The organism is Caulobacter sp. P4_E5 (assembly GCF_056401555.1).
This window is the reverse complement of record NZ_JBFUJD010000025.1, coordinates 36,250-58,988: the sequence shown is the minus strand read 5'-3', so window position 1 is coordinate 58,988 and position 22,739 is coordinate 36,250. Positions and strand designations below refer to the sequence as shown.

Below are 22,739 nucleotides of genomic sequence, written 5' to 3'. Positions count from 1 at the left end.
GCTGAGGAGGATAGTATGTGTTTTGGTGTTTGGACGCCAGATGAATGTTTTGAAGTTCTTTCATTTGAATATCCTATTGTTTCCAGAATAATATTATAGATATAACTATATCGTTTTATTGTTAAGAGAGTTATATAATTGAGGCCATGCTGTGGGCCTGGCGATTAACGGCAGAGTGCGGATGGTGCATTATTTTAAATTTCCACGCCGCTGTCTTGTCGTCACCGTCATACGGTGCGTTTGGCCTGCCAGGACCTCGAAGCCGGCCGTCGCGCTAGCGGCCCCCTCACCGCAATCCTCTAAAACCCAGCCAATCCTTATTGCCAAGCTTCCCTCAATTGGGGATTGTGCCGCCTGAGGTTGGTGGGGGCGTCTCGGCACATGTTTGGGTTTTCTTGGCGGAGCTTGGCCGCGTCGGCGTCGACGCGCGCGGCTGGGACGGTGGCTTACGCTCAAGACACGCGCCGCGCGCTTCGCGTGCTGCTCATCGCCGGCGCCGTCGCGTCGCCGGCGATCGCCCTGGCCCAGACGACCTATCTGCCGCCATCGGGCCTGCCCAGCGTTCGCCTGCTTCAACGATCGCAGCTGGTCGACCCGGCGACGGTGGCGATCGACGCCAGTTCTCCCGGCGCCGCGGCGCCCAAGGCCCGGATCCAGGACCTGGCCGAAGGGCTGGAGAAGAACCCCGACCGCATCTATCAGTTCGTCCGCGACAACTTCGAGTTCGAGCCCCAGTTCGGCCTGCACAAGGGCGCCGACGGGATCCTGACCGACCGCGCGGGCGGCGATTTCGACCAGGCGGCGCTGATGGTCGACCTGCTGCGCGAGTCCGGCTACTCGGCCCAGTACGCGATCGGCGTGGTGGAGCTGGGCGCGGCCGCGTCGACGATCCTGCGCGTCAATGACGCCAAGGCGGCCTGTGTCCTGCTCGCCTCGGGCGGCGCCCCGGCGACCGTCAACGGGCAGACCAACTGCGCCTCCGTATCGGGGGCGATCGCGTCCGTGAAGATGCTGCACGTCTGGGTGCGGGCGCAGATCGGCGCCCAGAACTATGAGTTCGACCCGTCCCTGAAGACGCACGTCCAGACCAGTGGCCAGGACCTATGGGCCCTGGCGGGCTCCAGCCCCAGCGGCGCCTGGACCTCGGCCGCCAATGGATTGAGCCAGGGCGCCCAAACGCTGACCGGCTACAGCCCCACCAGCATCGCTTCGACCTTGACCAGCATCGGCTCGACCCTGGTGGGGCGGCTGAAGACCGACAAGTCGCCGCTCAGCATGAAGGAACTGGTCGGCGGCTGGTCGATCGTGTCCACCGGGGAGACCCAATTGCGCCAGGCCTCACCGCCGGGCGTCCAGGGCGCGGTGACCTACTGGTCCGGCGAAGTCCCGGCGGTCTATCGGGCGACGCTGCAGATCGCCACGGCCGGCTTCGACCAGACCTACGACTTGCCGAGCATCTATGGGGACCGCGTCGAGCTGCAGGCATATTCGGACGCCCAGAAGAACGCGACGTTCCGGGTCTATGACCAGGTCTGCGAAGCGCTGCCGGATGCGGCGGTTACCGACCCCTGCATCGCCGGAAACTACCGCCAGGGCTCGGCGATCAACGGCGCGGTCTGGGACGGCAAGGTCACGCTCTCGATCGGTCACCCCTATCCAGGCGTCGGCGCCTATGGCGACGAAAGCGTGGTCAAGACGATGGAGCTGGGGCGCCGCGCCGATCTGATCGTGCGCACGGCCGGCGGCGCCGGCGAGCGCTATTCGGCGCACCGCGCCGAGGTCGATGCGTTCATCGGCGCCAACTACGTCCCCGGCGCCAAGGACCTCGACAATTGCTACCACGGCAATGATCCGCCGCTCGAAATCGATCCTGAGGGCGAGACCAACTGCGCCACGGTGCCAAGCCCGAACTATTTCAATCCACTGGGTCGCCTGTTCTCGTACGGCCAGGTTCGCGGCGCCGAGATGAAGTTCCGCAAGGATCATCTGGCCAACCTGTGGGCCGCTCAGTTTGATCGCGCGCTGGCCCTGTTCGAGCCGCTCAGCCAATCGCGGATCCTGCCGCAACACAGCCTGGGCCTGGCGCTGCAGCCCAGCGTCAACGGTTACGGCGCGCTGGACATCGACACGGCTCTGGCGGTGGCGCCCATGGGGGCGACCTACCAGGCCCACCATATCCTGCAAGCCGTGTCCGTGGCCTTGGTCGCCTTCGAAAGCTCGGCCCTCTCCACCTCGTTCGCCGATCGCGAGAGCATGGCCGAAGGGGACAAGTTCGGTGACACGACCGGCAATCCGTTCGCGCTCAACGCGCCGGAGCGCTTCGCCACGGGTCAGACGGTGACGGTGCTCAATCCCGGGGAGACCTCGGCGCTGCTTCCGGGCTCGATCCAGGCCAGCCTGAAGACCGAGGTCGATCGCTATCTGAGCAAGGGCTTCGCCGTCGCCGTCAGCGCCTATAACGGTGGCAGCAGCTTCTACGCCCGCCGGTCGGACGGGTCCGAGAGCGCCTGGGTCATCTACGAGCCCGGCGCGGGCGGCGTGTTCCGCAAGGGCGCCTCGACGACCGCCGTGCCCAATCCGCTCGATTTCCTGGGCAAGCAGGAGGTCAAGGCGATCTCCAAGAACCTCGCGCCGACGAAGCTTGGTGTGGTCGACCTGCAAAGCGGCGCGATCTCGTTCTCGGAGAATCCGGACATCACCATCGGCGCGGGCGATTTCCCCGCCAGCCTCAGCTTGGTGCGAAGCTATAATTCCAGCGGCGCGGCGGCTCAGGGCGGCGGTCTCGGCGCGGGCTGGAGTTACAATTGGGCCTCGTCCGTTTCGGCTAGCTCCGACGCCTTGGCCCTGTTCCCCGAAGCCGACAACGCGGCCGGAGCGGCGACGTTGGTCGCCAGCATGATGGCCCTGGAGGCGGGCCGGCGCGATACGGTCGAGGCGAACCTGGTGGCCGGCGCGGTCGCGCGCTGGTGGCGCGGCCAGGCCTTGGCCAATGTCCGCAACCTTTCAGGCGGYGGCGTCAGCGGGCGCTTTGTACGCCTGGTCGATGGAACCTGGCGCAACAGCGCTTCGCCTTCCGATGAACTGACCCAGGTCTCCGGCGGGGTCAACGACATAACCGCCGAATACGATTGGCGCATGGCGGACGGATCCGTGCAGCAGTATCGTCGGCTCAAGTATCGCGACGAGAACCATGTCGTGGGACCGGGCGCGCAAAAAGCGTTGAAGGCGTGGACCTTCCCGACAGGGATGCGTGTGGATCTAGACTACGCCGTCAACATGGACGGCAATCTGGAATCCCTGCGGGCAGTTCGCAACAATCTCGGCTATACGCTGACATTCGAGCAAATGGAGCAGTTCGACAAGGACCACTGCCAGTATCTTTCGGAGAAAGAGTGYTGGCAACAGGGCACCTATGCCGGCACCTTGAATAAGGTCTCTGCCGGCTTGGACAGCGTGACCTTTGGCTATTCGCCGGTCTGCGAAAAGGGATCCAATCTCTGCTACGGCCTGCTCGGCGCCGTGCTGCACAACGGCCTGCGCACGCGCTCCTATTCCTACTACGCTGATCCTCTCGCCTATTCCTTCATGACCAGTATCGTCGACACCGGTGTGACTGAGCCGCGGGCGAAGTTCAACTGGAGCGTCAAGCCCGGCGTGATCCGGCCTCACGTGACGTCGCTGGTCGACGCGCGTCAAAGCGAGTCCAGATTCTTCACGACCGGCGCCTACCTGGGCGCCTCGCGCGATCCCATGCTCAACCGGCGCCAAGTGATCTACGATGAAAGCGGCCGCCAATCGGTGGCGCTTGATCCCCTGGGAGGAGCCACGCGCACGCGCTACGACGGGCTTGGGCGCGTGACGAGAGCGGAAAATCCCGAGCGTGACGCCGTCGTGAAGACCTATGACTATCGCTCGAACCTGTTGAGTTCGACACAGTTTCCCAAGCCGGGCGCCGATCCCCAACCTGCGCCGTTGGTGACTTCGACCGCCTATTTCGTGGGATCAACAGTGATCGGTTGCGGCGATCTCGCCGCCGCCGCCCGGTGCAACAAACCGAGTTTCACGACGGACGCCCGGGGCAATGTTACGGAGTTCACTTGGAACCCCACGACAGGAACTCTGTCTCGTGTCCTCTCGCCCGCTGACGTCGACAACAGGCGTCCTCAGGTGGACCTTCTCTACACGACCCTCAATGACATTCAGTTCCTCGAGCGGAAGATCGAGAAGATCGACGACGCTAGTTCGGTCACGACAACCTATGAGTATGACGCCGCCAATCACTACGCGCTGAAAGCCTCGACGCTGGATCCGGGAGCAACTTCCGCCCTCAACATCCGAAGCTGCTACGCATTTGATCCGCATGGAAATTTGGTCGGCGTGACGGACGCGCGCGCGAGCACCTGCCCCTAGTCACGGGCTGTGCGGTCACCGCCGTCGGCCCGCTCTACTGTCAAGCCAGCCACGGCGGGGTGGGCAACGGGAGTGAAGCGGCGTTCATCTCACCGCTCAAGGCCTAGGTCGGCTCGGATACCTTGCTGGGCGAGCACGTCGCCGAGGCTGTCCCGGCCGAAGAGATGGCCGGCGCCGACAACGACCATCGCCGTTCCGGGCCGCTCGAGCCGGGTCTTAATCCAGGCCGCCCACGCGCGATTGCGGTCGGTGCGGATAATCGTGTCGAAGGCCGCGTCGCGGATCGCGCGCGATGGCGCCCCTAAGGCGGCCAGTCGCGCCTGGTCCCCGGCCAGCCAGGCGGCCTGAACCTCTTCCACGCGCGGGATGAAGCCATCCAGGCTGTCCAACGTCGCGGTCAACGCCTCGACCTGACGCGGCTCGGGCAGGTCGGCGAGGAAGCGGGCCTGCTGTTCGACGGTCTCCAGGCCCAGCACCGTCTTGCCCTTGGCCTTGGCCTCGACCTGCAAGACCAGGTCCGGCCCTAGGCGCGGATCCCAGCCGGCGCGCAGCAGCGGAGCCGAGCCCAGGGTGGTGGCGGCCAGCCACGGACGCATGCGCTCCAGCGCGGCCGGCGGCAGGCCGTAGGTGTTGGCGGCCTCCGCGAGCCGCGTCCGCGCATCCGGCGACAGCTTGGCGGAAAGTCCACCGGCGGGGTCCAGGCCCAGCGTCTGGATGAGCGGCGCCAGCGCCTTGGGGTCGTCCGGCACGACGGCCTCGAAGACCACCTCCGAACTGGCCGCGAAGGCTTGGTCGAACTTGGCCGAGCGCCATTCGACACCGGGCTTCAGCGCATGGAGCGAACCAAAGACATAGAGGGTGGTGTCGGCGTCCTTGATCACCCACAGGGCTGGCTCGGCCACGGCGGGCGCGGCCAAGCCCAGGGTCAACAGCGCCAGCAGGAGGCGCGCAGCGCCGCCCACGCGATCGAAAAACGCGCTCATCGGGCGACCGTCGCGCGACGTTGGGCGCCGGCCCGGGCCATGACCAGGACGAAGGCGCCACCCAAGGCCGCGATCAGGGCCGGCATGGGCAGCGTCACCGCGCAGGCGGTCAGCGCCAGCCCGGCCAGGGTCAAGAGGATCGCGGAGCGACGGCTGGTGCGCGCCCAATCTCCCGTCACGTCCGAGTCCGGCCCCCGCAGCTTGGCGAAGAAATTGGCTCGCACCGCCATGGCCAGGCCCATGAACGCGGTCAGCAGGCGCGTGACGAACACAGGGTCGGGACCGATCGGACCGAGATAGGTCGCGATCATCCAGACCTGGATCGCGACCAGCAGCACGCAGTGGGTGAGCAGGGTGAAGCTCACGAACCACCGACCCTCTCGGGTGATGCGCGGCTCCTGACGGGCGAGGCCGAGATCGGTGAAGACCAGCAGCCCCGCCAGGACGGCGGGGAGGGCCAGGATGATCACCGGCCTGAACGGCCTTGGGCCAGCGAAGATCGCGGCGACGTCTTCGGCCTCACGCCATCGCCAAGCCAGGGCGGCGACGGAGAGAGCGAAAGAGGCGACCACGACCAGCAGCGCGACGAGCTTCAGCGATCTGTTCATCCGACGCCTCCTGGCGTTCGACGGTTAGGGTCAGGTTCCCTTGGCGGCGCGGTCGGTGACCTCGTCCCGGGCTCCGGTTCCAATGTTGAGCGACTCGGCGAACGACAGCAGCGCGTCCTCGAGCACCGACAGCTTCAGGTGGTAGGTGATGGTGTTGGCCTGCTTGACCGGCTCGACCAGGTCGGCCTCGCGCAGCACGGCGAAGTGCGCCGACAGCGTCGGCTTGGCGATCGAGAAGTGCCCCGCCAACTCGCCGGCCGTCATCGGCCGCTCACGCAGCAGCTGCAACACCCGGCGGCGGGTCGGGTCCGAAAGCGCCTTGAAGATCGAGTTCATGTTTGACGTTTAGCTAATTAGCAAATTATCGTCCATCTGAAATTTGCAGGGAGCGACGCCATGGACCGGCGCTTGACCATCATGATCGGAAGTTTGGCGGCGCTGATGGCGGCGGGGGCCGCGATCGTCATCGCGGATCGGCCGGTGGAGCATTTGCCGACCCTGCTCGGTCACCTCGGGGCCGGGCGACGGCCCCTGCCGATCGAGGCCCTGCTGGCCGCGCCCGCTGGCCTGTTGCTGAACCTCTTCTTCGTGGCGCTGCGCCAGCCGACGGGCGACTCTGAAAGCGCCGTCCAGCGCCGGCGTTGGAGCGCTACGCTGCTGGCAGGGGTAGCAGGGCTGTTCGCGGCGCTCGAGGCCATGGAGATCGGCGTGATCTACGGCTGGTTCGCGCCGGGCGAGGCCCTGCCGCGCCTGCTCCTGGCCGCCGCCGCGATCTGGATGGTGATGGCCGCCAACGGCGCCGCCAAGCTGATCGTGTTGGGCCGCGGTGACGCGCCCGCCTCGCCGAGGCGGCTCGCCTTGAACCGCCTCGGGGCCTTGATTGGCCTGGTGATCGGCGTCGCGCTCGTGCCGACCAGTCTGTGGGCGCCGCTTCCGCAGGCCCTCACGGCGTGGCTGCTTACCCCCTTGGCGCTGGGCGTCGTCTTTGCCGGCAGAGCCATGATCGTCGCGCTCGATTCCGACGGCTAGCCGCCGCTCAGGATCTGACCCGTGCGGGAGTCGACGATGAAGTCGATGCGGCGGCCATCCTCCGCGGCCCAGCGGATACGATAGTTGGCCCCCTCCCTGCCCGCGTTGAGCAGGCGGCCGGGAACCCGGCGACCGACGATCTCGATCGCGCGCGATAGGGGTATCGCTTGTCCTGACTGGACGTCGGCGCGCGTCTCGTCTTGCCGAGCGCGCCAGTTCGCCCCAAGCGAGTCCGAGTCGACACGCTGCGCCGACGCCGCGCCGCCGAGGGCGGCGGTCAGAGCGGCCGCGACAACCATGATCCTGACCGGGCTCATGCTCGCCAACTTGAAGAAGCGCGGCTGAATGAAGGCTGAATGGGCTGGCCCGCCTTCCGCGCCAGCCCTTTGCCGACATCACCCCCCGATCTGTTGATCGAGCCGAGCGATCTCGGCGGCCACTTTGGACGCTTCCCTGGCCTGGATCACCAGCATGATCGCGAGCCACAGAGCCAGGAGCGCCACGATGGGCGCGAGCTGAAGCCACCTATGCCCGCTAGCGACCGCCAGCCCAAGAAAAGTGACGCCCAGGCCCGGCAGCAGCGGGGCGACTAGAACGATCCATCCGCCCCGCGCCGCGTCGCGTCGCCGAGCGAGACTCATTCGCAGAAAGCCCACGCACGCTTCCGCCGTGTCCGGCGACGTCAGCGCCAGACGACGCCAGCCCAGGACTAGGAGCAGAACGAAGCCGGCCGCCGAGAGGCCTTCGCCCACCCGCAAGAGTCCCGTCGGGGCCGACGCGGCTTCGTAGGCGAATAGGCCCATGCCGACCAATGTCATCAGGACCAGCAGGACCCGAGCGCGGCGCGCGTGAGCGAGTTGGGCGCGAACGCTCGCGCGGAGACTTTCGAGATCCACTTCACGGCCCTCCAGGGGTTGTTGTCGCCAAAGAGTCTTGAGGTCATCGATCATCATGGTTGGCCTCCCGTGAAGGCGGCGGTCAGCAGCGCCTTCACGCGATAGATGCGGGTCGCCACCGCGCCGGGCGAAAGGCCGGTGACCTCCGCGATCGCGCTGGCTTCGAAATCTTCCAGGTAGAGCAGCATCACCTGTCGGTCGGGTGGCTTCAGCCGCTGCACAATGTCCATCAGGCGACGATGGGCTTGCCGTTCCCCGACGGCGTCCTCCGGCGTGGGGTCCGTCGCGGGCAGATCGAGGTTGTCCAAGGTCGTCAGGCCCGACAGGTGCGCGCGTTGCTTGACGATGTGCGACGCGCCGACGTTGTGGGCCACCCGATAGACCCAGGTCCGAACGCTGCAGCGCTCGTCGAAGCCGGCGAAGCTCCGCCAGAGGGCGACATGCATGTCCTGCAGGAGGTCGCGGCGGAGGTCGGGATCGGCTTCGTAGGCTTTGGACAGGCGCTCCAGTCCTGGTCCGAACGCCTCCGCGGCAAGGACATATCGATCGTGCTGCTTCAAACGTTCGGCCATGTGATCCGACATCCCCCAGGTGCAGAGGTAGTCGGTTCGGCATGGGACTTCTCACACAATTGGCGCGGCGATCATTGCTGATATCCGTTCTGGGGTGATCCTTTACCGGCGCCGGACCGCCATAGCGTCGGAACCGGCTCCAAGTTTGCTCTCCGCCCATGCCCTGCCCGATGGCCGGTTCGGGTTCGGGTTTGGGTTTGGGTTCGGGTTCGGGCCGGGTCGCGCCAATAGCGGCCGTTGCCTTAGCTCCAGGAACTAGACGTTCGCGCTATCGGTCTGCCGGGGCGAGATCGACCCGTTGCGGACTTGTTTCCCTCTCCCCTTGCGGGAGAGGGTGGCCGCCGTAGGCGGTCGGGTGAGGGGTCGAAGACCGGATCCGCCGCGACAGCGGATAGGCTGAGCGCCACGCCGACAGGACTATCGACCCCTCATCCGTCAGCTTCGCTGACACCTTCTCCCGCAAGGGGAGAAGGAAACGGATGGCCGCTTCCCACCCTTCTCCGCCGATCTGAAGGTCTGCATCGCCGGCCGGTTAGCGCCATGAGCCGACTCTGACACGCTTCCAAGAAGGTGACGTTCATGGGCCAGCTTACAATAGTTCCTTAGGGCCTCTGGCGGACATCAGTTGCTCCCGCGCGTTGCCGTTCGATCTGTCCCTGCAGCCTCGCGCGCTCGCCGCTATAGATAGAACCTCACCTGCGATTGAGAGCAGACCTTTCCCGACGATCAACGCCAGGAAATCGCCGCGTTGATTGAGCGTATCGCCAGCTAGCGCGAGGCGTTTGAGCCGGGGCCCCGCTCGTTAAACCGCAGCCCTTAGCGCCGGTTCGCTGGATGCCCCTTGCTGCGGCTCATGATGGTCCACGGACTGGAAACGTCCCGCTACGAAATCGATGACGCGGTCACCCAACTTCCAGATCTCGGGCCGGTGAGACACGATGATCAGCGTCGCTCCGCTCGCCTTGATGGCCTGGATGATCTTCCGCTCCGAACCGACGTCCAGGTTCGCGGTCGCTTCGTCCAGGATGATCAGTCGGGGCTCACCCAGTAGCGCCCGCGCCAGCAATATCCTTTGCCGCTGGCCGCCCGAAAGGCCGCTTAGACCCTCCCCGATCTGGGTGTTCAGCCGCATCGGCAGACTACGGACGAAGTCATCGAAATCCGCGAGCCGCAGCGCTTCGTAGATTCTCTCATCGGCAATACCGCGCCGGAACACGGCGACATTGTCTCGGAGGCTCCCGGGTAACAATCGGTCGCTCTGCAAAACCGTGGAAAATCCAGCCATCGGGTGTTCTGGCTGACGTCCATCGACCAGCACCTGCCCCGATGTCGGCTCGAGCAATCCGCAGACGAGCTTGACCAGCGTAGACTTCCCGCAGCCGGAACCGCCCTTGATGACTAAGCACTCTCCCGCCGCAACATGGAGCGTGACGCTGGACAGGACTTCATTGTCCAGCGCGCCATAGCGGAACGATACGTCTTGAACATCGACGATCCCGCGCTCGATCGTCCGCGGCGGCGGCGGTACGAACTTCAACTGGGGCTGAAAGTCCTCCGTCACGAGCCGCTCAATCTCCATGGCCCGATAGCGTTGCCTGAGCTGGAAAAGGGCGGCGATGGCTTGGGACAATAGATCCTTGTAGGCGGCAAGAGCGACAAACGAACCCAGCGCGCGTCCGTCCGAGGCTACAAACAGGGCCGCGACCGAGACGAAGGCCAGGGTCTCCGCGGATTTGATGAACGTCTCGGCGAGATCACGGATGTTGCGGATTTTCTCAAGCTTGAACTCGACTTCCGCAATGCGCGACACCGCAATGGCATAGCGGGTCCGCCCTCGCGCCAGGGAGCCGAACCGCGCCAGCATCGGCATTTGCGCGAGGACTTCGAGGTTGAAGGTCTGTCGCGCCTGCGACGCCTCGAACGAGGCAGCTAAGTGCGATGATTGGGTGCGATTGAACGCGAGCTCGATCATGATCGACAGCGACAACCCGATGAAGCCGGGCGCCGCGAGCCATGGGGATATGTTGAAGAGGACGATGACGCCCACGACAATGCTGATCGCGGTCGTGCCGGCGGCCTTGAAAACCTCGCCGGCGAAAGAGAGCTGACTCTCCACCGCAGAAATCTGGGCCTGGACTGTGGCCGGCCTGACAGCATTGAACCATTCGAATGGCTTGGCCGCGAAGTTGTCGAACATCGACCGGCTGAAGGAATTGAGCGCCTTTCGCTTCACGATGCCGTTGAGCGTCGATCCGGCGAAGTTGGTGATCGCTCCGACCACCGCGATCATCGAGAACGCAGCGATGATGAATGTCGATGGCGAGTGCCCCGGGAGGCGCACAAGGTTATCGATCGCGAGCTTGCTGACCAGCGGCAGGCCCAAGGTCAGCAGTTGCGCGAGACAAGCAAAGAAGATTGCCCACGCACCGAGCACACCCAGATAGTGCTTGAAATAGGCAAGGAGCTGTCGTGCCTTTGGCGCAGCATCTGCGTTCCTCGGCGCGGGCGGGGCCACGGGTTTCTGCGTGAGAACGCCGAGACCGTTGGCCTCCCGGGCCAGCCGCTTCAGCGGTATCCAGGTCCAGCCGAAGCGCGGATCGAAAACCTCAACAACTTTGCCCCGGGCACGCCTGGTGACGACGTAGTGGCCACGCTGGAGCAGCACGATGCCCGGTGCGGGGTAGGCGCTCGGTGATTTCGGATCGAATGCGATGGCCTGGGCAAGGATGCCAAGCGCGGTCAGCGCATCGCGCACCTGGCGCAGGGTCAGCCCGCGGCTGGTCCAGCCCACCTGCGATTTGATTTGCGCGACCCGGATGCGCCGCCCGTAGAGAGCGGAAACCGCGGCTATGCAGACATAGCCGCAGTCCGCGGGCTCAGTCTGCGGCTCGACCGCAGGCCGTCGAAACTGGCGGAGCGTTTCTGCCGCCCGGGCGAACAAGATGCTAAGCCCCATTCACGTCGTCAGGTCAGGGCCGCGTAACGTGGCCGCCATTGTTACACTTGTAGTTGCTGCTGCCGTCACAGCCGCCGGTGTTGGTGCACTGGCTGTTGTTGGTTGAACCCGCGCACCCGCTATTCGAGCAGTTGGCGGGATTGAGGTCTCCGCCAGCCATGGTGAGATCGGCATCCATGGCGAGCGTCGACAGCTCGGCATCGTCGAGGACGAGGCGTCCGTCGTCGCCGAGTTCGAGGCGATCAAGAGAGATCATGCGCGTTCTCCTAGTGCGTGACTCTGCACTGCATGAAGCCGTTCGTGGATCCCCCGCACTGGCCAGAGGAGTTCGTGCAGCCGCCGCTGTTGGAGGAGTTGTTGCAGGACGAGAAGTTCGAGCACTGCGTGTTGCGCTCGCCGTCACCGCCGGCAGTCGTGAACATAACGTCGTCGGCAAGCCCCTTCAGGAACTCGTCATCGAGTACCATCCGCCCGTCGGCGTCGAGCGTCACCCCGGTCAATTTGATACCTGAACTCATCCTTTCATCTCCTGCTTTTCCCTTGGGAGGCCTTCATCAGGGACGGGCGGGATCGCGCGCCCGAGATTGAAGAGCGGACAGCCAAGTTCGGACTCCTCGAGGCTCTCGAGCCCTCGCAGCCATGGGCGCAACTTGGCGTTGTCGATCTGAACCGTGCCGTCGGGGCGCAGGCTGCCGATCGTGTTGCGATCGTCGTTCAGGGCGACGGTGCATTTCCCGACGCGCCCATCGGCGCGGACGAGCAGCGAATTGGCCTTCGCCGCGTAGCAGATATAGGGCCCATCCAGATCGACATCGCTCGACCGCTGGCCTGCAGCGGATTCGCCGAACTGCTTGCCCTGGGCAACCGCGACATCGAGATTGTCGATCTGCGCCAGGCGGAGCTCGTCGTGACCCGAGCGCAGGATCGCCCTGAGCTCTTCACCGATCTGTTTGGTCTCGGCGATCGACAGAGGCGCGATAACCGTCTTTCCGCCATCGCCGCCCAGGTCACGCAGATGTTCGAAGTCCACGCGGAAACGCTTGTCGTCGCCGAACTGCGCCCTGATTTCCTTCATGAGGTGACGGGCGCTGTCGATATTGGTCCGGCGCAGATGGACCCGGATCAGAACCTCAAAATCGCCTGCGTGCTTCGCTATCGCGATCATGTTGTTCCAGATGCGGTCGAAGGAGCCGCGTCCGTTGGCCTGCTTTCGGACCTGATCGTGGGTCTCGCCCCACCCGTCCAACGTGATCTGGTAGAAATTCTGCCGATAGGACAGCAGCTCGTCGAACAGCTCGGACGTCAGCAGATAGGCGTTCGTCGTCAGACCACCCTGGAAGTCGACGCCGTGCGCCTTGGCGGTCTCGAAAGCGTGCCGCGACAATCTGGTGACCACGTCACGGGCGAGCAACGGTTCACCGCCGAACCAGCTGAAGCGCAGTTTCGCCAGTTCCGCGATCCGGCGCTCGACAAAGAGCTCGACGCCACGCTGAACTGTCGCCGACATACGGCCGATCGCGAAGTCTTCATAACAATAGGTGCAGCGGAAGTTGCACTTCTCGGTCGGAAGCAAGATCAGTTCCTGCATTCGCGGCGTGATCGTCGAGCCGATCCGTTGCCGCGAAAACTGGCTGCTCCAGGCGGCCGGATCKGCCGAACCCGCTACAGCCGCAGCCTCGCGAACATCCATGTGATCCCCCCTGGGCATCCGAGCGGCTCGTGAAGCGGCTCAAGGACGACGTTGAAGGTTAGATCTACTTTAGGATGTATGACAACACGAAACTATCAGAAATTGTCATTTTTATTGAGCGGCGCAAATACTAGCCATCGCGCCCAAATTGTCGGCTGACAGCGATCCGCAGGAGCGGCGCCGGATTCCAGCTTTCAACCTTCTCGCGGGCGACGCCCGACGCGATGACCTTGCGGTAGCGAACACTGTCGAACAGGTCGCTGACAGTCACGACCAGAGTCGCCTTGGCCGAGAGCGGATGGCGCCACGTCGCGTCGACCTTGAAGAACCCGTCCGAGCGGGTCTGCGGGGTCTCGATGGGGCCGACGTAGCGGGCCGTGAGGAGGTAGGTGTCGCCTTCCCGCTGTTTGCGCGGTGGCGCCTTGTATTCGAGCTGAAGGCTTCCGGCGTAGCCCCACCAATTACCCCCGAGAGGGCCAAAGCCTGCCTGGTCGAGGGTTCGATTGTAGACGTTGCCCGCCACTGTCGCCTTTACGCGCGATGACAGCCGGCGCTGGACGTTCAGGTCGATGCCCCAACTGTCTTGCTTGCCCGCATTGACCGGCATCGAGACCGTCACGTCACCGTCGAGGACGCGGTAGTCTTGGGCCAGCACATTTCGCGAGAGGCGGCGATAGGCCGTCATATTGAGGACCGATCCGTTCCTCTTGTACTCGACCCTGGCTTCGAAGGAATCGATCTGCTCAGGCTTGAGGTCCGGATTGCCGGTGCTCGCCTGTGTCGCCGATGAATAGACGATCTGCGGGTCGAACGCCGTGATGTCCGGTCGCGAGATGCGGGCCGAATAGCTGATGTTGAGGTTCACGGCCTTGCCGAGCGCTCGGCGGAGGAACAGGCTGGGAAAGAGATCCGAACTCCCGCCCGAGGCTTTCGGCCCTCCGGTGGAGACTGCATAGGTCTCACGCTCGAACCGAATACCAGGAAGGACCGTCCAGGCTCCGAATTTCGCCTGCGCACTCCCATAGGCGGACGCGACGTTGCGCCAGCCCGACATGTCCTCAAAGTCGGGCATTCCGATCGGCTCACCCGCGAGTGCGGTAAGGGATTGCCGCACCGATCGTCCGGCGTGTTCGAACCCCATCCCCGTAGACAGGCTCGCCTCGGATCCGATCGGCCGCTCATATTTGGCGCTAAGCGCCGCGTCTTCGTTGGTGGTCCGGTTGGTGATCGATGTTGCAGCTTCACGGGACGTGAAATGCTGGGTGATCAGCAAGTCCGTGTCCGAGGCAAGTCGAGACCAGGTCAGATCCGCCGTGAACCGCTCGCTCTCTTTCGGACCTGACCGCTCGTAGCCGAGATTGGCGCTGTCGATGTCGAACCGGGTCTTCTGCTTCGTCTGTTCCTGCCGGGAGAAGGCTGCGTCCGTTGCATCGACCTCGGTATTGGTCGTCTGATGCCCTCGCGATCGGCTGCTTTCGCCGCCGAAAGCCACTTTGACCTGATCACTGGCGCTGAACACAAGCTGGGGCTGAACCGCGCCTCCCCTGAAGTTCGACGTCATTTTCGAGCGCTGGATGGAAGCGCCCGAACCCTGGCCGCCCCCCGAAAGCTCCCGCGTTCGAATGGAGCGGCTCTCAGGGCGATCGGCCGTCAAACGGGCCGAACCGGACACCGCCCAACGACCCGCGCTCCAGTTTGGCGACAGGCTGATCTCCGAGGAACCGAGTGTATTGGCGTTGGCGTCGATGGTCCCGGACAGGCCGTCGATGAACGAGTGGTGGGTGATGATGTTGATGACCCCGCCGACACCCTCCGCAGCGAACTCCGCGGGCGGGTTGGTGAGGATCTCGACGCGGTCGATCCGCGACCCGCCCGGACTGCGCAGAAGGCTACGGACGTCGGGAACCGGCTTTCCATCCACCAGCACGGTCACGCCGGGTACACCGAGCAATGTCAGTTCGCCATTTGCGGTCAGCGTGACGGAGGGTAGTTTTGCGAGCACGTCGATCAGTGGCGACGCTTGCAGCTGCGGGTCGTCACGCAGGGAATAGATCTGGCGGTCGATGCGGGTGCTGATGTTGGTGGTCAGGCCGTTGACGATGACGGCGTCGACGGGAGCCGGCGTCTTGTCCGCCTGAGGCAAAGGGGGGGGCGGATCAGTTGCTGCAGCCTGCCCGGGAGTGCCTCCGACGAAGGCGATCATCAAGAACGACGGCACAACGAGCCCCGACATTTGAAACGACCGGGACCACCTGTCTTCGCGCACGAAAATTGGACCGGAGCGAGTGTCCAACCTGCCGTGCGTCTAACCGATCAGTCAGCTGGGAAAGCCAATGCCCGACCCTGGAATCCATAAACACGAAAATTTGGCTTCAGCAACTTCAAGTTGGATCTATCTGCACAACTGCCGCAATCCACATCATCCAGCATCGTGTCGCCCCAAGCCGTCCCGCCTATGCGAATAGGACGCGTGTCCTGGCCTCTTCCGGACCTGTGACTTCCTCAAACCAATGCTGGCGTTGGCGGTCGAAACCGGAATGCGGCGCGAAGCGCTTTTGGGCCTTACCGTCAGGTCGACTGACCTCGAACGGCGAGAGATTCATCTCGACAAGACCAAGACGAACGCGCCGCGTCGTGCGCCGTTAGCGGACACAGCAATGGTCACAGTCGAAAGCCTCCTGAACGCCCCCAATCGACCGTCGTCCCCATACCTCTTCTGCAAGGCCGATGGGAGCCGCTACGTCGATCCGAAGAAGGCGTTCGCGTCAGCCTTGAAAGCGAGCGGAATCAAAGATTTCCACTGGCACGACCTTCGCCACACCTTCGCGTCATGGTGGGTTCAAGGAGGCGGCGATCTCTACCGTTTGAGCAGGGTTCTGGGCCATTCCACGCTTCAGATGAGCGCACGATACGGCCATCTTCGGACCGACGATCTGCACGATGAACTGCGGACCTTGGCACAAAAGCGGTCACGGGAGCGTCAGAGAGAGGCTGGAGAGCCAACTGACGCGCACAGTAGTGCATGGATATCATTGAAGAAAATTGGCGCGCCCGGAACGATTCGAACGTCCGACCCTCAGATTCGTAGTCTGATGCTCTATCCAGCTGAGCTACGGGCGCGCACTGCCTTGCGGCGAGGCGGGGGAGATAGCCGGTTCATTCCGGGGACGCAAGCCCGGTTCGCCGGATAATCTCGAAAAGTTTCGCGCAACGGCGTTCGGTCTCCGGGCGCGCCGGCGCCTGGTGAAGGTTCAACGGGATCGATCGCGCTTTTCGCGGCCTCTCCAGGCGTGACAGCGGCGCTCTATTGGTGTCCATGAAGGCTTCCGGGACGCGGCGGGCAGGCCGCGCTTGGAGCCTGTCCGTCACGCGCCAGCGTTCGTCATGAGGATCCGTATGCGTCGTTTCGTTTCCCTGCTCGCCCTGTCCGCCGCGCTTCATCTGACGCTGTCTCCGGTCGCCGCCCAAGCCGAGTCGATCCGGGCCGAGTCGATCCCGCTGGGCATGCCCACGCCCAAGGCGCCCGTCACCTCCACCCCGTCGAAGGGCATGGTCGCCGCCGCCAATCCGCTGGCGGTGGAGGCGGGCCTGCGCGTGTTGCGCGACGGCGGCGGCGCGGTCGACGCGGCCGTGGCCATCCAGGCGGTGCTGGGTTTGGTGGAGCCGCAGAGCTCGGGGCTGGGCGGCGGCGCGTTCCTGGTGTTCTACGACGCCAAGACCGGCAAGGTGACGGCCTATGACGGCCGCGAGAAGGCCCCCGCCGGCGCGGGGGCGGACATGTTCCTGGCCCCCGACGGCAAGCCCTTGCCCTTCGTGAAGGCGGTGCTGTCCGGCCGCGCCACCGGCGTGCCGGGCGCGGTGGCCATGCTGGCCCAGGCCCAGAAGGAACACGGCAGGATCGCCTGGAGCGCCCTGTTCAGCGACGCCGAAAAGCTGGCCGCCGACGGCTTCGTGGTCAGCCCGCGCCTGGCCGGCATGGTCGCCAGCCGCGCGCCGCAGGCGTCCGCGCCCGACGCGGTCAAGTACTTCACCAAGCCGGAGGGCGGGCGCTACCAGGCCGGCGACGTGCTGAAGAACCCTGCCTATGCGCAGACCGTGCGCCGGATCGCCGCCGAGGGCCCCTCGGCCCTGTACGAAGGCCCGCTGGCCCAGGCGATCGTCGACCGCGTGCACGAGGGCGAGCTGCCTGGCGCCATGTCCCTGCAGGATCTCAAGACCTACAGGCCGCGCTCGGCCGACGCCCTGTGCCGTACGTGGAAGGTCTACAGCGTCTGCGTCCCCAACCCGCAGTCCAGCGGCCTGGCGGTGATCCAGGCGCTGCAAATGCTCGAGCACACCGACATCGGCAAGCGCGGCCCCACCGATCCGGTGGCCTGGACCCAACTGGCCCAGGCCGAGCGGGTCATGTACGCCGACCGCGACCGCTATGTGGGCGATCCGTCTTACGTCACGGTGCCGGTGAAGGGTCTGCTGGACCCGAAATACGTCGCTCAGCGCGCCAAGCTGATCACGGAGACCGCCGGCGCGGCGCCGCCGTTCGGCCATCCCAAGGGCGCGCCCAAGGTCGGCGTCGACATGACCAAGGAGCCCGGCGGCACCACCCATCTGGTCGTCGTCGACCCGCAGGGCAACGTCGTCTCGATGACCACCACGGTCGAGAGCATCTTCGGCTCGGGCCGGATGGTCGGCGGCTTCTTCCTGAACAATCAGATGACCGACTTCTCGTTCTCGCCGAAGGAGAAGGACGGCGCGCCGGCGGCCAACGCCGTGGCCGGGGGCAAGCGCCCGCGCTCGTCGATGGCCCCGACCATCGTGCTGGACAAGAAGGGCAAGTTCCTCGCCGCGGTCGGTTCGCCGGGCGGCAACGCCATCCTGTCCTACAATCTGAAGGCCATGGTCGGGCTGTTCTACTGGGGGCTGAACATGCAGCAGGCCGTGTCGCTGCCCAACATCGTGGCGCGGGGCGACATGTTCTCGGGCGACGCCGACCTGTTCGGCCCGCCGATGCTGGCGGCGCTGAACGCGCGCGGCGTGCCGCTCAAGGTGGGCCAGCTGGAAACCTCCGGCCTGCACGGCGTGATCGTGCGCCCGGGCGGCGTGCTGGAAGGCGGCGCCGATCCGCGTCGCGAGGGCGTGGCCAAGGGGCTCTAGGGCCTAGGTTTGGGCTTGGTGCTCTTCCAGGCCCGCCTCGACCTCGGCGCGGGAGAACACCTCCTCCTGGCCGTCGATCAGCAGTTCGGCGTCGGCCGCCTCCTGCACCGCGACCATGGCGGCCACGCGGCGCAGGGCGCTTGGCGCGTCGGGCGCGTCGACCGTGATCTCGTGGATGGAGGCGCTGTCCGGGGAAGCGCCGATCTTCACCGCGATGGTCCAGGTCGTCATCGGACTGCCTCCTAGGCTGTGGACGCGCCGGCCCGGTCGTCCGGTTCCGGCAGCGGCTCTGGAGCGCCAGCCAGAGTCAGATCGAACACCGAGCCCCCCGGACCGGTTTCCACCAGGGCCAGATCGCCGCCATGACCCTGGGCCAACTCGCGGGCGATAGCCAGGCCCAGGCCCGTGCCGCCGCGCCGCACCGAGCCCACGAACGGCTGGAACAGATTGGCGCGAGCCCGCTCGGGCACGCCGGGGCCGTCGTCGGACAGGCGCAGGATGCTCGTGCCGTCAGCGCGACGCAGCTCGACGAACACCTTGCCCTTGCCGCCCCGGTCCGGGGCGCCCTCGATGGCCTCGCGGGCGTTGCGCAGCAGGTTGGTGAGGATGCGGTGCAGCTGGTCGGGATCGGCCAGCACCTGCTCGCGCGGGTCGATGACGGTCTCCAGGCCCACGCCCTGCGGCGTCAGGCCGGCGTCCTCGGCGGCCATGTCCAGGGCGGGGCGCAGCGACATCGGCCGCACGACTGGCTCCGGCTCCTTGGACTTGCCGTAGGCCATGACGTCCGAGGCCAGGGTGATGGCGCGGTCCAGGGCCCTTTCGAGACGGGGAAGCGCCTGGGCCACCTTGGGGTCGCCTAGGGCGGCCAAGCGGTCCGAGGCCATCTGGGCGCTGGTCAGCATGTTGCGCAGGTCGTGATTGATCTTGGCCACCGCCTCGCCCAGGGCGGCCAGGCGGGCCTTGGAGGCCAGGGCGGTCAGCAGGTCGGTCTGCATCCGGTCCAGCTCCAGCTCGGCGCGGCCGATCTCGTCGCGACGCTTGGATACCGTGATGCGGGCGGCCGGGTCGTCGGGATCGCCCCGGAAGGCCTCCATGGCCCGGGTGATCCGCTGCATCGGCCGGACCAGGAAGATGTTCAGGAAGGCGTAGACGAACAGGCCAGCCAGGGCCGCCACGAAGATGGTGATTCCGGTGAGGCGCCAGAAATAGGTGACCAGCAACGCCTTCAGAGGGGCGTCGGGCAGCACGACCTCGACGAACTCGGCCTTGCGGAAGCGCGGCTCGGCCATCACCCGGACCATGCTGCCCTTGGGGCTGGTCAGGGTGAAGTAGGGCGCGGCCAGCCACGAGCCTGGGTTCTGGCGGCGCAGGTCGACCAGATAGGGCGTCTCGAACGGCTGCTTGGGCGGTAGAACCAGACGCCGTGCGCCCTCGGCCTGGACCGCGACCGTAACGGCCCCAGCCTGGTCGAACATCTGGTTGGCGACGGCGTCGCTGACTCGCAGGTTCGGATCGGACTCGGCGATGGTCGAGGCCAGCTCGCCCGCCCGCACCCGGTCCAGCAGCCACTGCCGCTCGTAGTCGGCCAAGGTCGGCGGCAAGACCAGCAGGCCGCCCAGGGTGACGACGATGGCGGTGAACAGCAGCAGGCGCGCCGACAGGCCGCCGGGCCACGGAAATCGCTTCCGGGGCGGGGCGGGCTCAGTCTCCGACGGCGAAACCGTTTCGACCATCCGGGGCGGCTACTTCTCGTCCAGCGGCGCGGCTCCGCGCCCTTTGCGCCAATGGCGCCACAAAGGCGGCAGAAAGGCCAGAACGCCCATGCCGATGATTGGAAGATAGATACGTGGCGAGAAGAGGGTTTCCAGCGTCACCGGCCCACCTTGCGCGAAGATATGGCCAAGTCCCGCGCCGATTCCGGCATAGACGAAAGAGCTCGGGATCATGCCCAGCACCGAGGCGATCACGAACGTGCGGATGGGAATGTTCATCAGCCCGGCCGCGACATTGACGATCAGCAGCGGAAAGGCGGGGATCAGGCGCAGGGTCAGCAGGTAGTTGAAGGCGTCGCCCTTGAAGCCCTCCTCGACCCGGGCCAGGAACGCGCCCGGCTTGCGGCGCAGGATGTCCCCGAAGGCGGTGCGGAACACCGAATAGATCACGGTCGAGCCGCCCGTGGCGCCGGTCACGGCCGCGAACCCGCCGCCGATCGGGCCGAACAGGAACCCGCCGGTCAGCGACAGGATCAGCGCCCCCGGCAGCGAGACGGCGACCGAGCCGACATAGATCGCCAGGTAGATCGCCACGCACAGCAGGGGCCGCTCGTGGGCGAACCTCTGCAGCTGGCTGCCCCGCGCGCGCAGTTCCTCCAGCGAGATGTGGTCGGCCACCCCGCTGGCCAAGGCGGCCACGAACAGGATGACGATGACCGCCAGCGGTCCGAAACGGCGCAGCAGCTTGAGAGCCCCTTCGCGCGTCATGGCGCTCCGACCGCGTCCTCGACCGCCGTGAAGCCGTCGGCCCGCAGGCGGGCGGCCAGGTCGCGCTTGATCCGGGTGACGAGGCCCGGGCCGCCATAGACCAGGGCCGAATAGAGCTGCACCGCCCGCGCGCCGGCGCGGATCTTGGCGTAGGCGTCCGCGCCGCTGGCGATCCCGCCGGCCCCGATCAGGGCCACGCGGCCGGCGGCGGCGGCGTGGAAGCGGCCCAGCACCGCCGTCGACGGCGCCAGCAGCGGCGCGCCCGACAGGCCGCCGCTCTCGCGCGCCTGGGCCGACTTCAAGCTCTCGGGGCGGGCGATGGTGGTGTTGCTGACGATAATGGCGTCCAGGCCCGCGCCGACCACGGTCTCGACGATCGCCTCGACCTCGCCATCCTCGAGATCCGGCGCCACCTTCAGGAAGATCGGATAGTCGCGGCCGGTGGAGACCTTCATCGCCGCGCGGGTCTCGGACAGCCGGCCCAGCAGCTCCTCCAGCGCGGCCTTGGTCTGCAGGGCGCGCAGGCCGGGCGTATTGGGCGAGGAGATGTTGGCGGTGAAATAGTCCGACAGGCCCCACAGCCGGGTCAGGCCGATGACGTAGTCCTCGATGCGGTCGCTGGCGTCCTTGTTGGCCCCGATATTGGCCCCGACGACGCCGCCCTTGCCCTGGCGCGCCGCCAGGCGTCGAGCGAAGGGGTCCAGGCCGCCGTTGTTGAAGCCCATGCGGTTGATCACCGCCTGGTCCTTGGTCAGGCGGAACAGCCGTGGACGCGGATTGCCGGCCTGGGCCAGGGGCGTGACCGTTCCCGCTTCGACGAAGCCGAAGCCGGCGTCCAGCATGGCGTCGGGAACCTCGGCGTTCTTGTCGAAGCCGGCGGCCAAGCCCACGCAGTTGGGCAGATCCAGGCCCGCGAGCCTTATCGCCAGGATCGGATCGTCCGGACCGCCGTCGCGGGGGCCCAGGCCCAGCTTCAAGCCCCGGATGGCCAGGCCGTGCGCGTCCTCGGGATCGAAGGCGTGCAGCGCGCGGGCGGCGAGATCATGAAGGCTCATGCGGAAAGAACGCCCAGCTGCGGTACGCCACCGGCGTCCAGTTCGAGATCGGCCTGGCTCAACACTTCGCCGACCAGCAGCGGCCGATAGAGGTGCGGGAACAGCGCCCCGCCGCGCGAGGCTTCCCACTTCAGGTCCTCGCCCAGGCTCTCGGCCTCGACGCCCAGCAGGACCAGGTCGGCCTGGCCCTTGAACCACTTGGCGGCGGTCTCCTGGGCCTGGTCGGCGGCCGACAGGTGGATGAAGCCGTCCTGAAGATCGACGGCCGAGCCGTCGAACTGGCCGGCGGCCTTGGCGGCCTCCCACTCGGCGCGGGACAGGATCTTGTAGATCAGGGTCATTCGCCGCCGGCTCCGCCGTTCTCGTTGGCGTAGCACAGATGTTCCAGCACCGGGGGGCCGCCGCCGCCCCAACTGAACACCACCACCGTCGCCGTCGGAAAGCGGGCCCGCAGCTTGTTGGTCTGGATGGGCGAGGCGCCGCCTTGAACGGCCAACTGCAGGGCCAGTTCGTGCATGCCGGGATTGTGACCCACCACCATGACCGTCGCGGCCGCGTCGCCCTCGTCCTCCAGCGTCTGGACGATCTCTTCCGGATCGGCGTGATAGAGATCGCGCGAGAGCTCGACCCGCGTCTTGGGGAAGCTGGCGGCGACCTGCTCGGCCGTTTCGCGGGTGCGCCGGGCCGAAGAGACCAGTAGCAGGTCGGGGACAAGGCCCAGGCCGGCCAGCATCTTGCCCATGACGGCGGCGTCCGCCCGGCCGCTGTCGGCCAGGGCGCGCTCGAAGTCGCCGCCGCTGGCGGCGTGCCGCTCGGCCTTGCCGTGGCGCATCAAGATCAGTCGCTCCATGGCGTCCTCCATAGCGGTCCGTCGCCTTGTCAGGAAGCGGGCGGTTGACACCTTCTTCG

General features: G+C 66.0%; 20 protein-coding genes, 1 tRNA gene and 1 pseudogene. 4 read left to right on the top strand and 18 right to left on the bottom strand.

Features of this window, described 5'->3' with window-relative positions:
• Nucleotides 1–477: 477 nt before the first annotated feature.
• On the top strand, nt 478–4,410 hold the full coding sequence (locus tag AC1DSO_RS10350; RefSeq protein ID WP_477068743.1) for a transglutaminase domain-containing protein: 3,933 nt from the start codon (nt 478–480) through the stop codon (nt 4,408–4,410).
• Between the two features lie 89 nt (nt 4,411–4,499).
• Here AC1DSO_RS10350 and AC1DSO_RS10345 read toward each other — a convergent pair whose 3' ends face one another.
• The 3 genes from AC1DSO_RS10345 to AC1DSO_RS10335 are packed head-to-tail and all read right to left on the bottom strand — an operon-like array spanning nt 4,500 to nt 6,337.
• Complete coding sequence (locus AC1DSO_RS10345; protein ID WP_477068742.1) at nt 4,500–5,393, bottom strand: TraB/GumN family protein; 894 nt, start codon at nt 5,391–5,393, stop codon at nt 4,500–4,502.
• On the bottom strand, nt 5,390–6,001 hold the full coding sequence (locus AC1DSO_RS10340; protein WP_477068741.1) for a hypothetical protein: 612 nt from the start codon (nt 5,999–6,001) through the stop codon (nt 5,390–5,392). Before AC1DSO_RS10340 ends, AC1DSO_RS10345 begins: the two co-directional genes overlap by 4 nt.
• Before the next feature lie 30 nt (nt 6,002–6,031).
• Nucleotides 6,032–6,337: an autorepressor SdpR family transcription factor gene (locus AC1DSO_RS10335; RefSeq protein WP_477068740.1), complete on the bottom strand. Its 306-nt coding sequence runs from the start codon at nt 6,335–6,337 to the stop codon at nt 6,032–6,034.
• A gap of 72 nt (nt 6,338–6,409) precedes the next feature.
• Here AC1DSO_RS10335 and AC1DSO_RS10330 point away from each other — a divergent pair, with 72 nt between their 5' ends.
• Nucleotides 6,410–7,030: a hypothetical protein gene (locus AC1DSO_RS10330; protein ID WP_477068739.1), complete on the top strand. Its 621-nt coding sequence runs from the start codon at nt 6,410–6,412 to the stop codon at nt 7,028–7,030.
• On the opposite strand, the gene AC1DSO_RS10325 is transcribed toward AC1DSO_RS10330, so the two are convergent.
• The 8 genes from AC1DSO_RS10325 to AC1DSO_RS10290 all read right to left on the bottom strand — a co-directional run bounded on the left by AC1DSO_RS10325 (nt 7,027) and on the right by AC1DSO_RS10290 (nt 15,347).
• Nucleotides 7,027–7,347 carry a PepSY domain-containing protein gene (locus tag AC1DSO_RS10325; RefSeq protein ID WP_477068738.1) on the bottom strand — a complete coding sequence of 107 codons (321 nt, stop codon included), beginning with the start codon at nt 7,345–7,347 and terminating at the stop codon, nt 7,027–7,029. The two genes, AC1DSO_RS10330 and AC1DSO_RS10325, sit on opposite strands and share 4 nt — an antisense overlap.
• Nucleotides 7,348–7,425: 78 nt before the next feature.
• Entirely contained in the window at nt 7,426–7,983 is a 558-nt protein-coding gene (locus tag AC1DSO_RS10320; protein ID WP_477068737.1) for a hypothetical protein, read from the bottom strand.
• The gene (locus AC1DSO_RS10315; RefSeq protein ID WP_477068736.1) at nt 7,980–8,498 is read right to left on the bottom strand and encodes an RNA polymerase sigma factor; all 519 of its coding nucleotides are present in this window, start codon (nt 8,496–8,498) and stop codon (nt 7,980–7,982) included. The genes AC1DSO_RS10320 and AC1DSO_RS10315 overlap by 4 nt, the downstream gene beginning before the upstream one ends.
• Nucleotides 8,499–9,300: 802 nt before the next feature.
• Nucleotides 9,301–11,454 carry a peptidase domain-containing ABC transporter gene (locus AC1DSO_RS10310; RefSeq protein WP_477068735.1) on the bottom strand — a complete coding sequence of 718 codons (2,154 nt, stop codon included), beginning with the start codon at nt 11,452–11,454 and terminating at the stop codon, nt 9,301–9,303.
• Between the two features lie 13 nt (nt 11,455–11,467).
• Nucleotides 11,468–11,710 (bottom strand): hypothetical protein, encoded by a 243-nt coding sequence (locus AC1DSO_RS10305; protein WP_477068734.1) that lies wholly within the window; start codon nt 11,708–11,710, stop codon nt 11,468–11,470.
• A gap of 10 nt (nt 11,711–11,720) precedes the next feature.
• A complete protein-coding gene (locus tag AC1DSO_RS10300; protein WP_477068733.1) occupies nt 11,721–11,972 on the bottom strand; it encodes a hypothetical protein in 252 nt (83 codons plus the stop codon).
• A complete protein-coding gene (locus AC1DSO_RS10295; RefSeq protein ID WP_477068732.1) occupies nt 11,969–13,144 on the bottom strand; it encodes a radical SAM protein in 1,176 nt (391 codons plus the stop codon). Before AC1DSO_RS10295 ends, AC1DSO_RS10300 begins: the two co-directional genes overlap by 4 nt.
• Nucleotides 13,145–13,274: 130 nt before the next feature.
• Nucleotides 13,275–15,347, bottom strand: a complete 2,073-nt coding sequence (locus AC1DSO_RS10290; protein ID WP_477068731.1) for a TonB-dependent receptor — start codon at nt 15,345–15,347, stop codon at nt 13,275–13,277.
• Nucleotides 15,348–15,654: 307 nt separating this feature from the next.
• On the opposite strand from AC1DSO_RS10290, the pseudogene AC1DSO_RS10285 reads away from it, so the two are divergent.
• A pseudogene (locus AC1DSO_RS10285) lies at nt 15,655–16,056 on the top strand (site-specific integrase); the annotation flags it as partial.
• A gap of 131 nt (nt 16,057–16,187) precedes the next feature.
• Here the strand turns inward: AC1DSO_RS10285 and AC1DSO_RS10280 are convergent.
• A tRNA-Arg gene (locus AC1DSO_RS10280) sits at nt 16,188–16,264 on the bottom strand.
• Nucleotides 16,265–16,540: 276 nt separating this feature from the next.
• Here AC1DSO_RS10280 and ggt point away from each other — a divergent pair.
• The gene (ggt, locus tag AC1DSO_RS10275) at nt 16,541–18,295 is read left to right on the top strand and encodes a gamma-glutamyltransferase (RefSeq protein ID WP_477068730.1); all 1,755 of its coding nucleotides are present in this window, start codon (nt 16,541–16,543) and stop codon (nt 18,293–18,295) included.
• A 3-nt stretch (nt 18,296–18,298) separates the two neighbouring features.
• Here the strand turns inward: ggt and AC1DSO_RS10270 are convergent, their stop codons facing one another.
• Genes AC1DSO_RS10270 through AC1DSO_RS10245 form a run of 6 tightly spaced genes read right to left on the bottom strand, consistent with a single transcriptional unit; the run spans nt 18,299 to nt 22,680 of the window.
• Nucleotides 18,299–18,526, bottom strand: coding sequence for a hypothetical protein (locus tag AC1DSO_RS10270; RefSeq protein WP_477068729.1), 228 nt, complete (start codon nt 18,524–18,526; stop codon nt 18,299–18,301).
• Nucleotides 18,527–18,537: 11 nt separating this feature from the next.
• Complete coding sequence (locus tag AC1DSO_RS10265; RefSeq protein ID WP_477068728.1) at nt 18,538–20,028, bottom strand: ATP-binding protein; 1,491 nt, start codon at nt 20,026–20,028, stop codon at nt 18,538–18,540.
• Nucleotides 20,029–20,037: 9 nt separating this feature from the next.
• Nucleotides 20,038–20,775: a TVP38/TMEM64 family protein gene (locus tag AC1DSO_RS10260; RefSeq protein ID WP_477068727.1), complete on the bottom strand. Its 738-nt coding sequence runs from the start codon at nt 20,773–20,775 to the stop codon at nt 20,038–20,040.
• Nucleotides 20,772–21,830, bottom strand: coding sequence for a quinone-dependent dihydroorotate dehydrogenase (locus tag AC1DSO_RS10255; protein ID WP_477068726.1), 1,059 nt, complete (start codon nt 21,828–21,830; stop codon nt 20,772–20,774). The genes AC1DSO_RS10260 and AC1DSO_RS10255 overlap by 4 nt, the downstream gene beginning before the upstream one ends.
• Complete coding sequence (locus AC1DSO_RS10250; protein ID WP_477068725.1) at nt 21,827–22,171, bottom strand: DUF952 domain-containing protein; 345 nt, start codon at nt 22,169–22,171, stop codon at nt 21,827–21,829. The genes AC1DSO_RS10255 and AC1DSO_RS10250 overlap by 4 nt, the downstream gene beginning before the upstream one ends.
• Entirely contained in the window at nt 22,168–22,680 is a 513-nt protein-coding gene (locus tag AC1DSO_RS10245; protein WP_477068724.1) for a SixA phosphatase family protein, read from the bottom strand. The genes AC1DSO_RS10250 and AC1DSO_RS10245 overlap by 4 nt, the downstream gene beginning before the upstream one ends.
• Between the last annotated feature and the right edge of the window lie 59 nt (nt 22,681–22,739).

Coding starts and splice junctions, on each gene's coding strand:
- AC1DSO_RS10345 (WP_477068742.1), bottom strand. CDS start 5,393: ATGAGCGCGTTTTTCGATCGCGTGGGCGGCGCTGCGCGCCTCCTGCTG.
- AC1DSO_RS10340 (WP_477068741.1), bottom strand. CDS start 6,001: ATGAACAGATCGCTGAAGCTCGTCGCGCTGCTGGTCGTGGTCGCCTCT.
- AC1DSO_RS10335 (WP_477068740.1), bottom strand. CDS start 6,337: ATGAACTCGATCTTCAAGGCGCTTTCGGACCCGACCCGCCGCCGGGTG.
- AC1DSO_RS10325 (WP_477068738.1), bottom strand. CDS start 7,347: ATGAGCCCGGTCAGGATCATGGTTGTCGCGGCCGCTCTGACCGCCGCC.
- AC1DSO_RS10320 (WP_477068737.1), bottom strand. CDS start 7,983: ATGATGATCGATGACCTCAAGACTCTTTGGCGACAACAACCCCTGGAG.
- AC1DSO_RS10315 (WP_477068736.1), bottom strand. CDS start 8,498: ATGGCCGAACGTTTGAAGCAGCACGATCGATATGTCCTTGCCGCGGAG.
- AC1DSO_RS10310 (WP_477068735.1), bottom strand. CDS start 11,454: ATGGGGCTTAGCATCTTGTTCGCCCGGGCGGCAGAAACGCTCCGCCAG.
- AC1DSO_RS10305 (WP_477068734.1), bottom strand. CDS start 11,710: ATGATCTCTCTTGATCGCCTCGAACTCGGCGACGACGGACGCCTCGTC.
- AC1DSO_RS10300 (WP_477068733.1), bottom strand. CDS start 11,972: ATGAGTTCAGGTATCAAATTGACCGGGGTGACGCTCGACGCCGACGGG.
- AC1DSO_RS10290 (WP_477068731.1), bottom strand. CDS start 15,347: ATGATCGCCTTCGTCGGAGGCACTCCCGGGCAGGCTGCAGCAACTGAT.
- ggt (WP_477068730.1), top strand. CDS start 16,541: ATGCGTCGTTTCGTTTCCCTGCTCGCCCTGTCCGCCGCGCTTCATCTG.
- AC1DSO_RS10270 (WP_477068729.1), bottom strand. CDS start 18,526: ATGACGACCTGGACCATCGCGGTGAAGATCGGCGCTTCCCCGGACAGC.
- AC1DSO_RS10265 (WP_477068728.1), bottom strand. CDS start 20,028: ATGGTCGAAACGGTTTCGCCGTCGGAGACTGAGCCCGCCCCGCCCCGG.
- AC1DSO_RS10260 (WP_477068727.1), bottom strand. CDS start 20,775: ATGACGCGCGAAGGGGCTCTCAAGCTGCTGCGCCGTTTCGGACCGCTG.
- AC1DSO_RS10255 (WP_477068726.1), bottom strand. CDS start 21,830: ATGAGCCTTCATGATCTCGCCGCCCGCGCGCTGCACGCCTTCGATCCC.
- AC1DSO_RS10250 (WP_477068725.1), bottom strand. CDS start 22,171: ATGACCCTGATCTACAAGATCCTGTCCCGCGCCGAGTGGGAGGCCGCC.
- AC1DSO_RS10245 (WP_477068724.1), bottom strand. CDS start 22,680: ATGGAGCGACTGATCTTGATGCGCCACGGCAAGGCCGAGCGGCACGCC.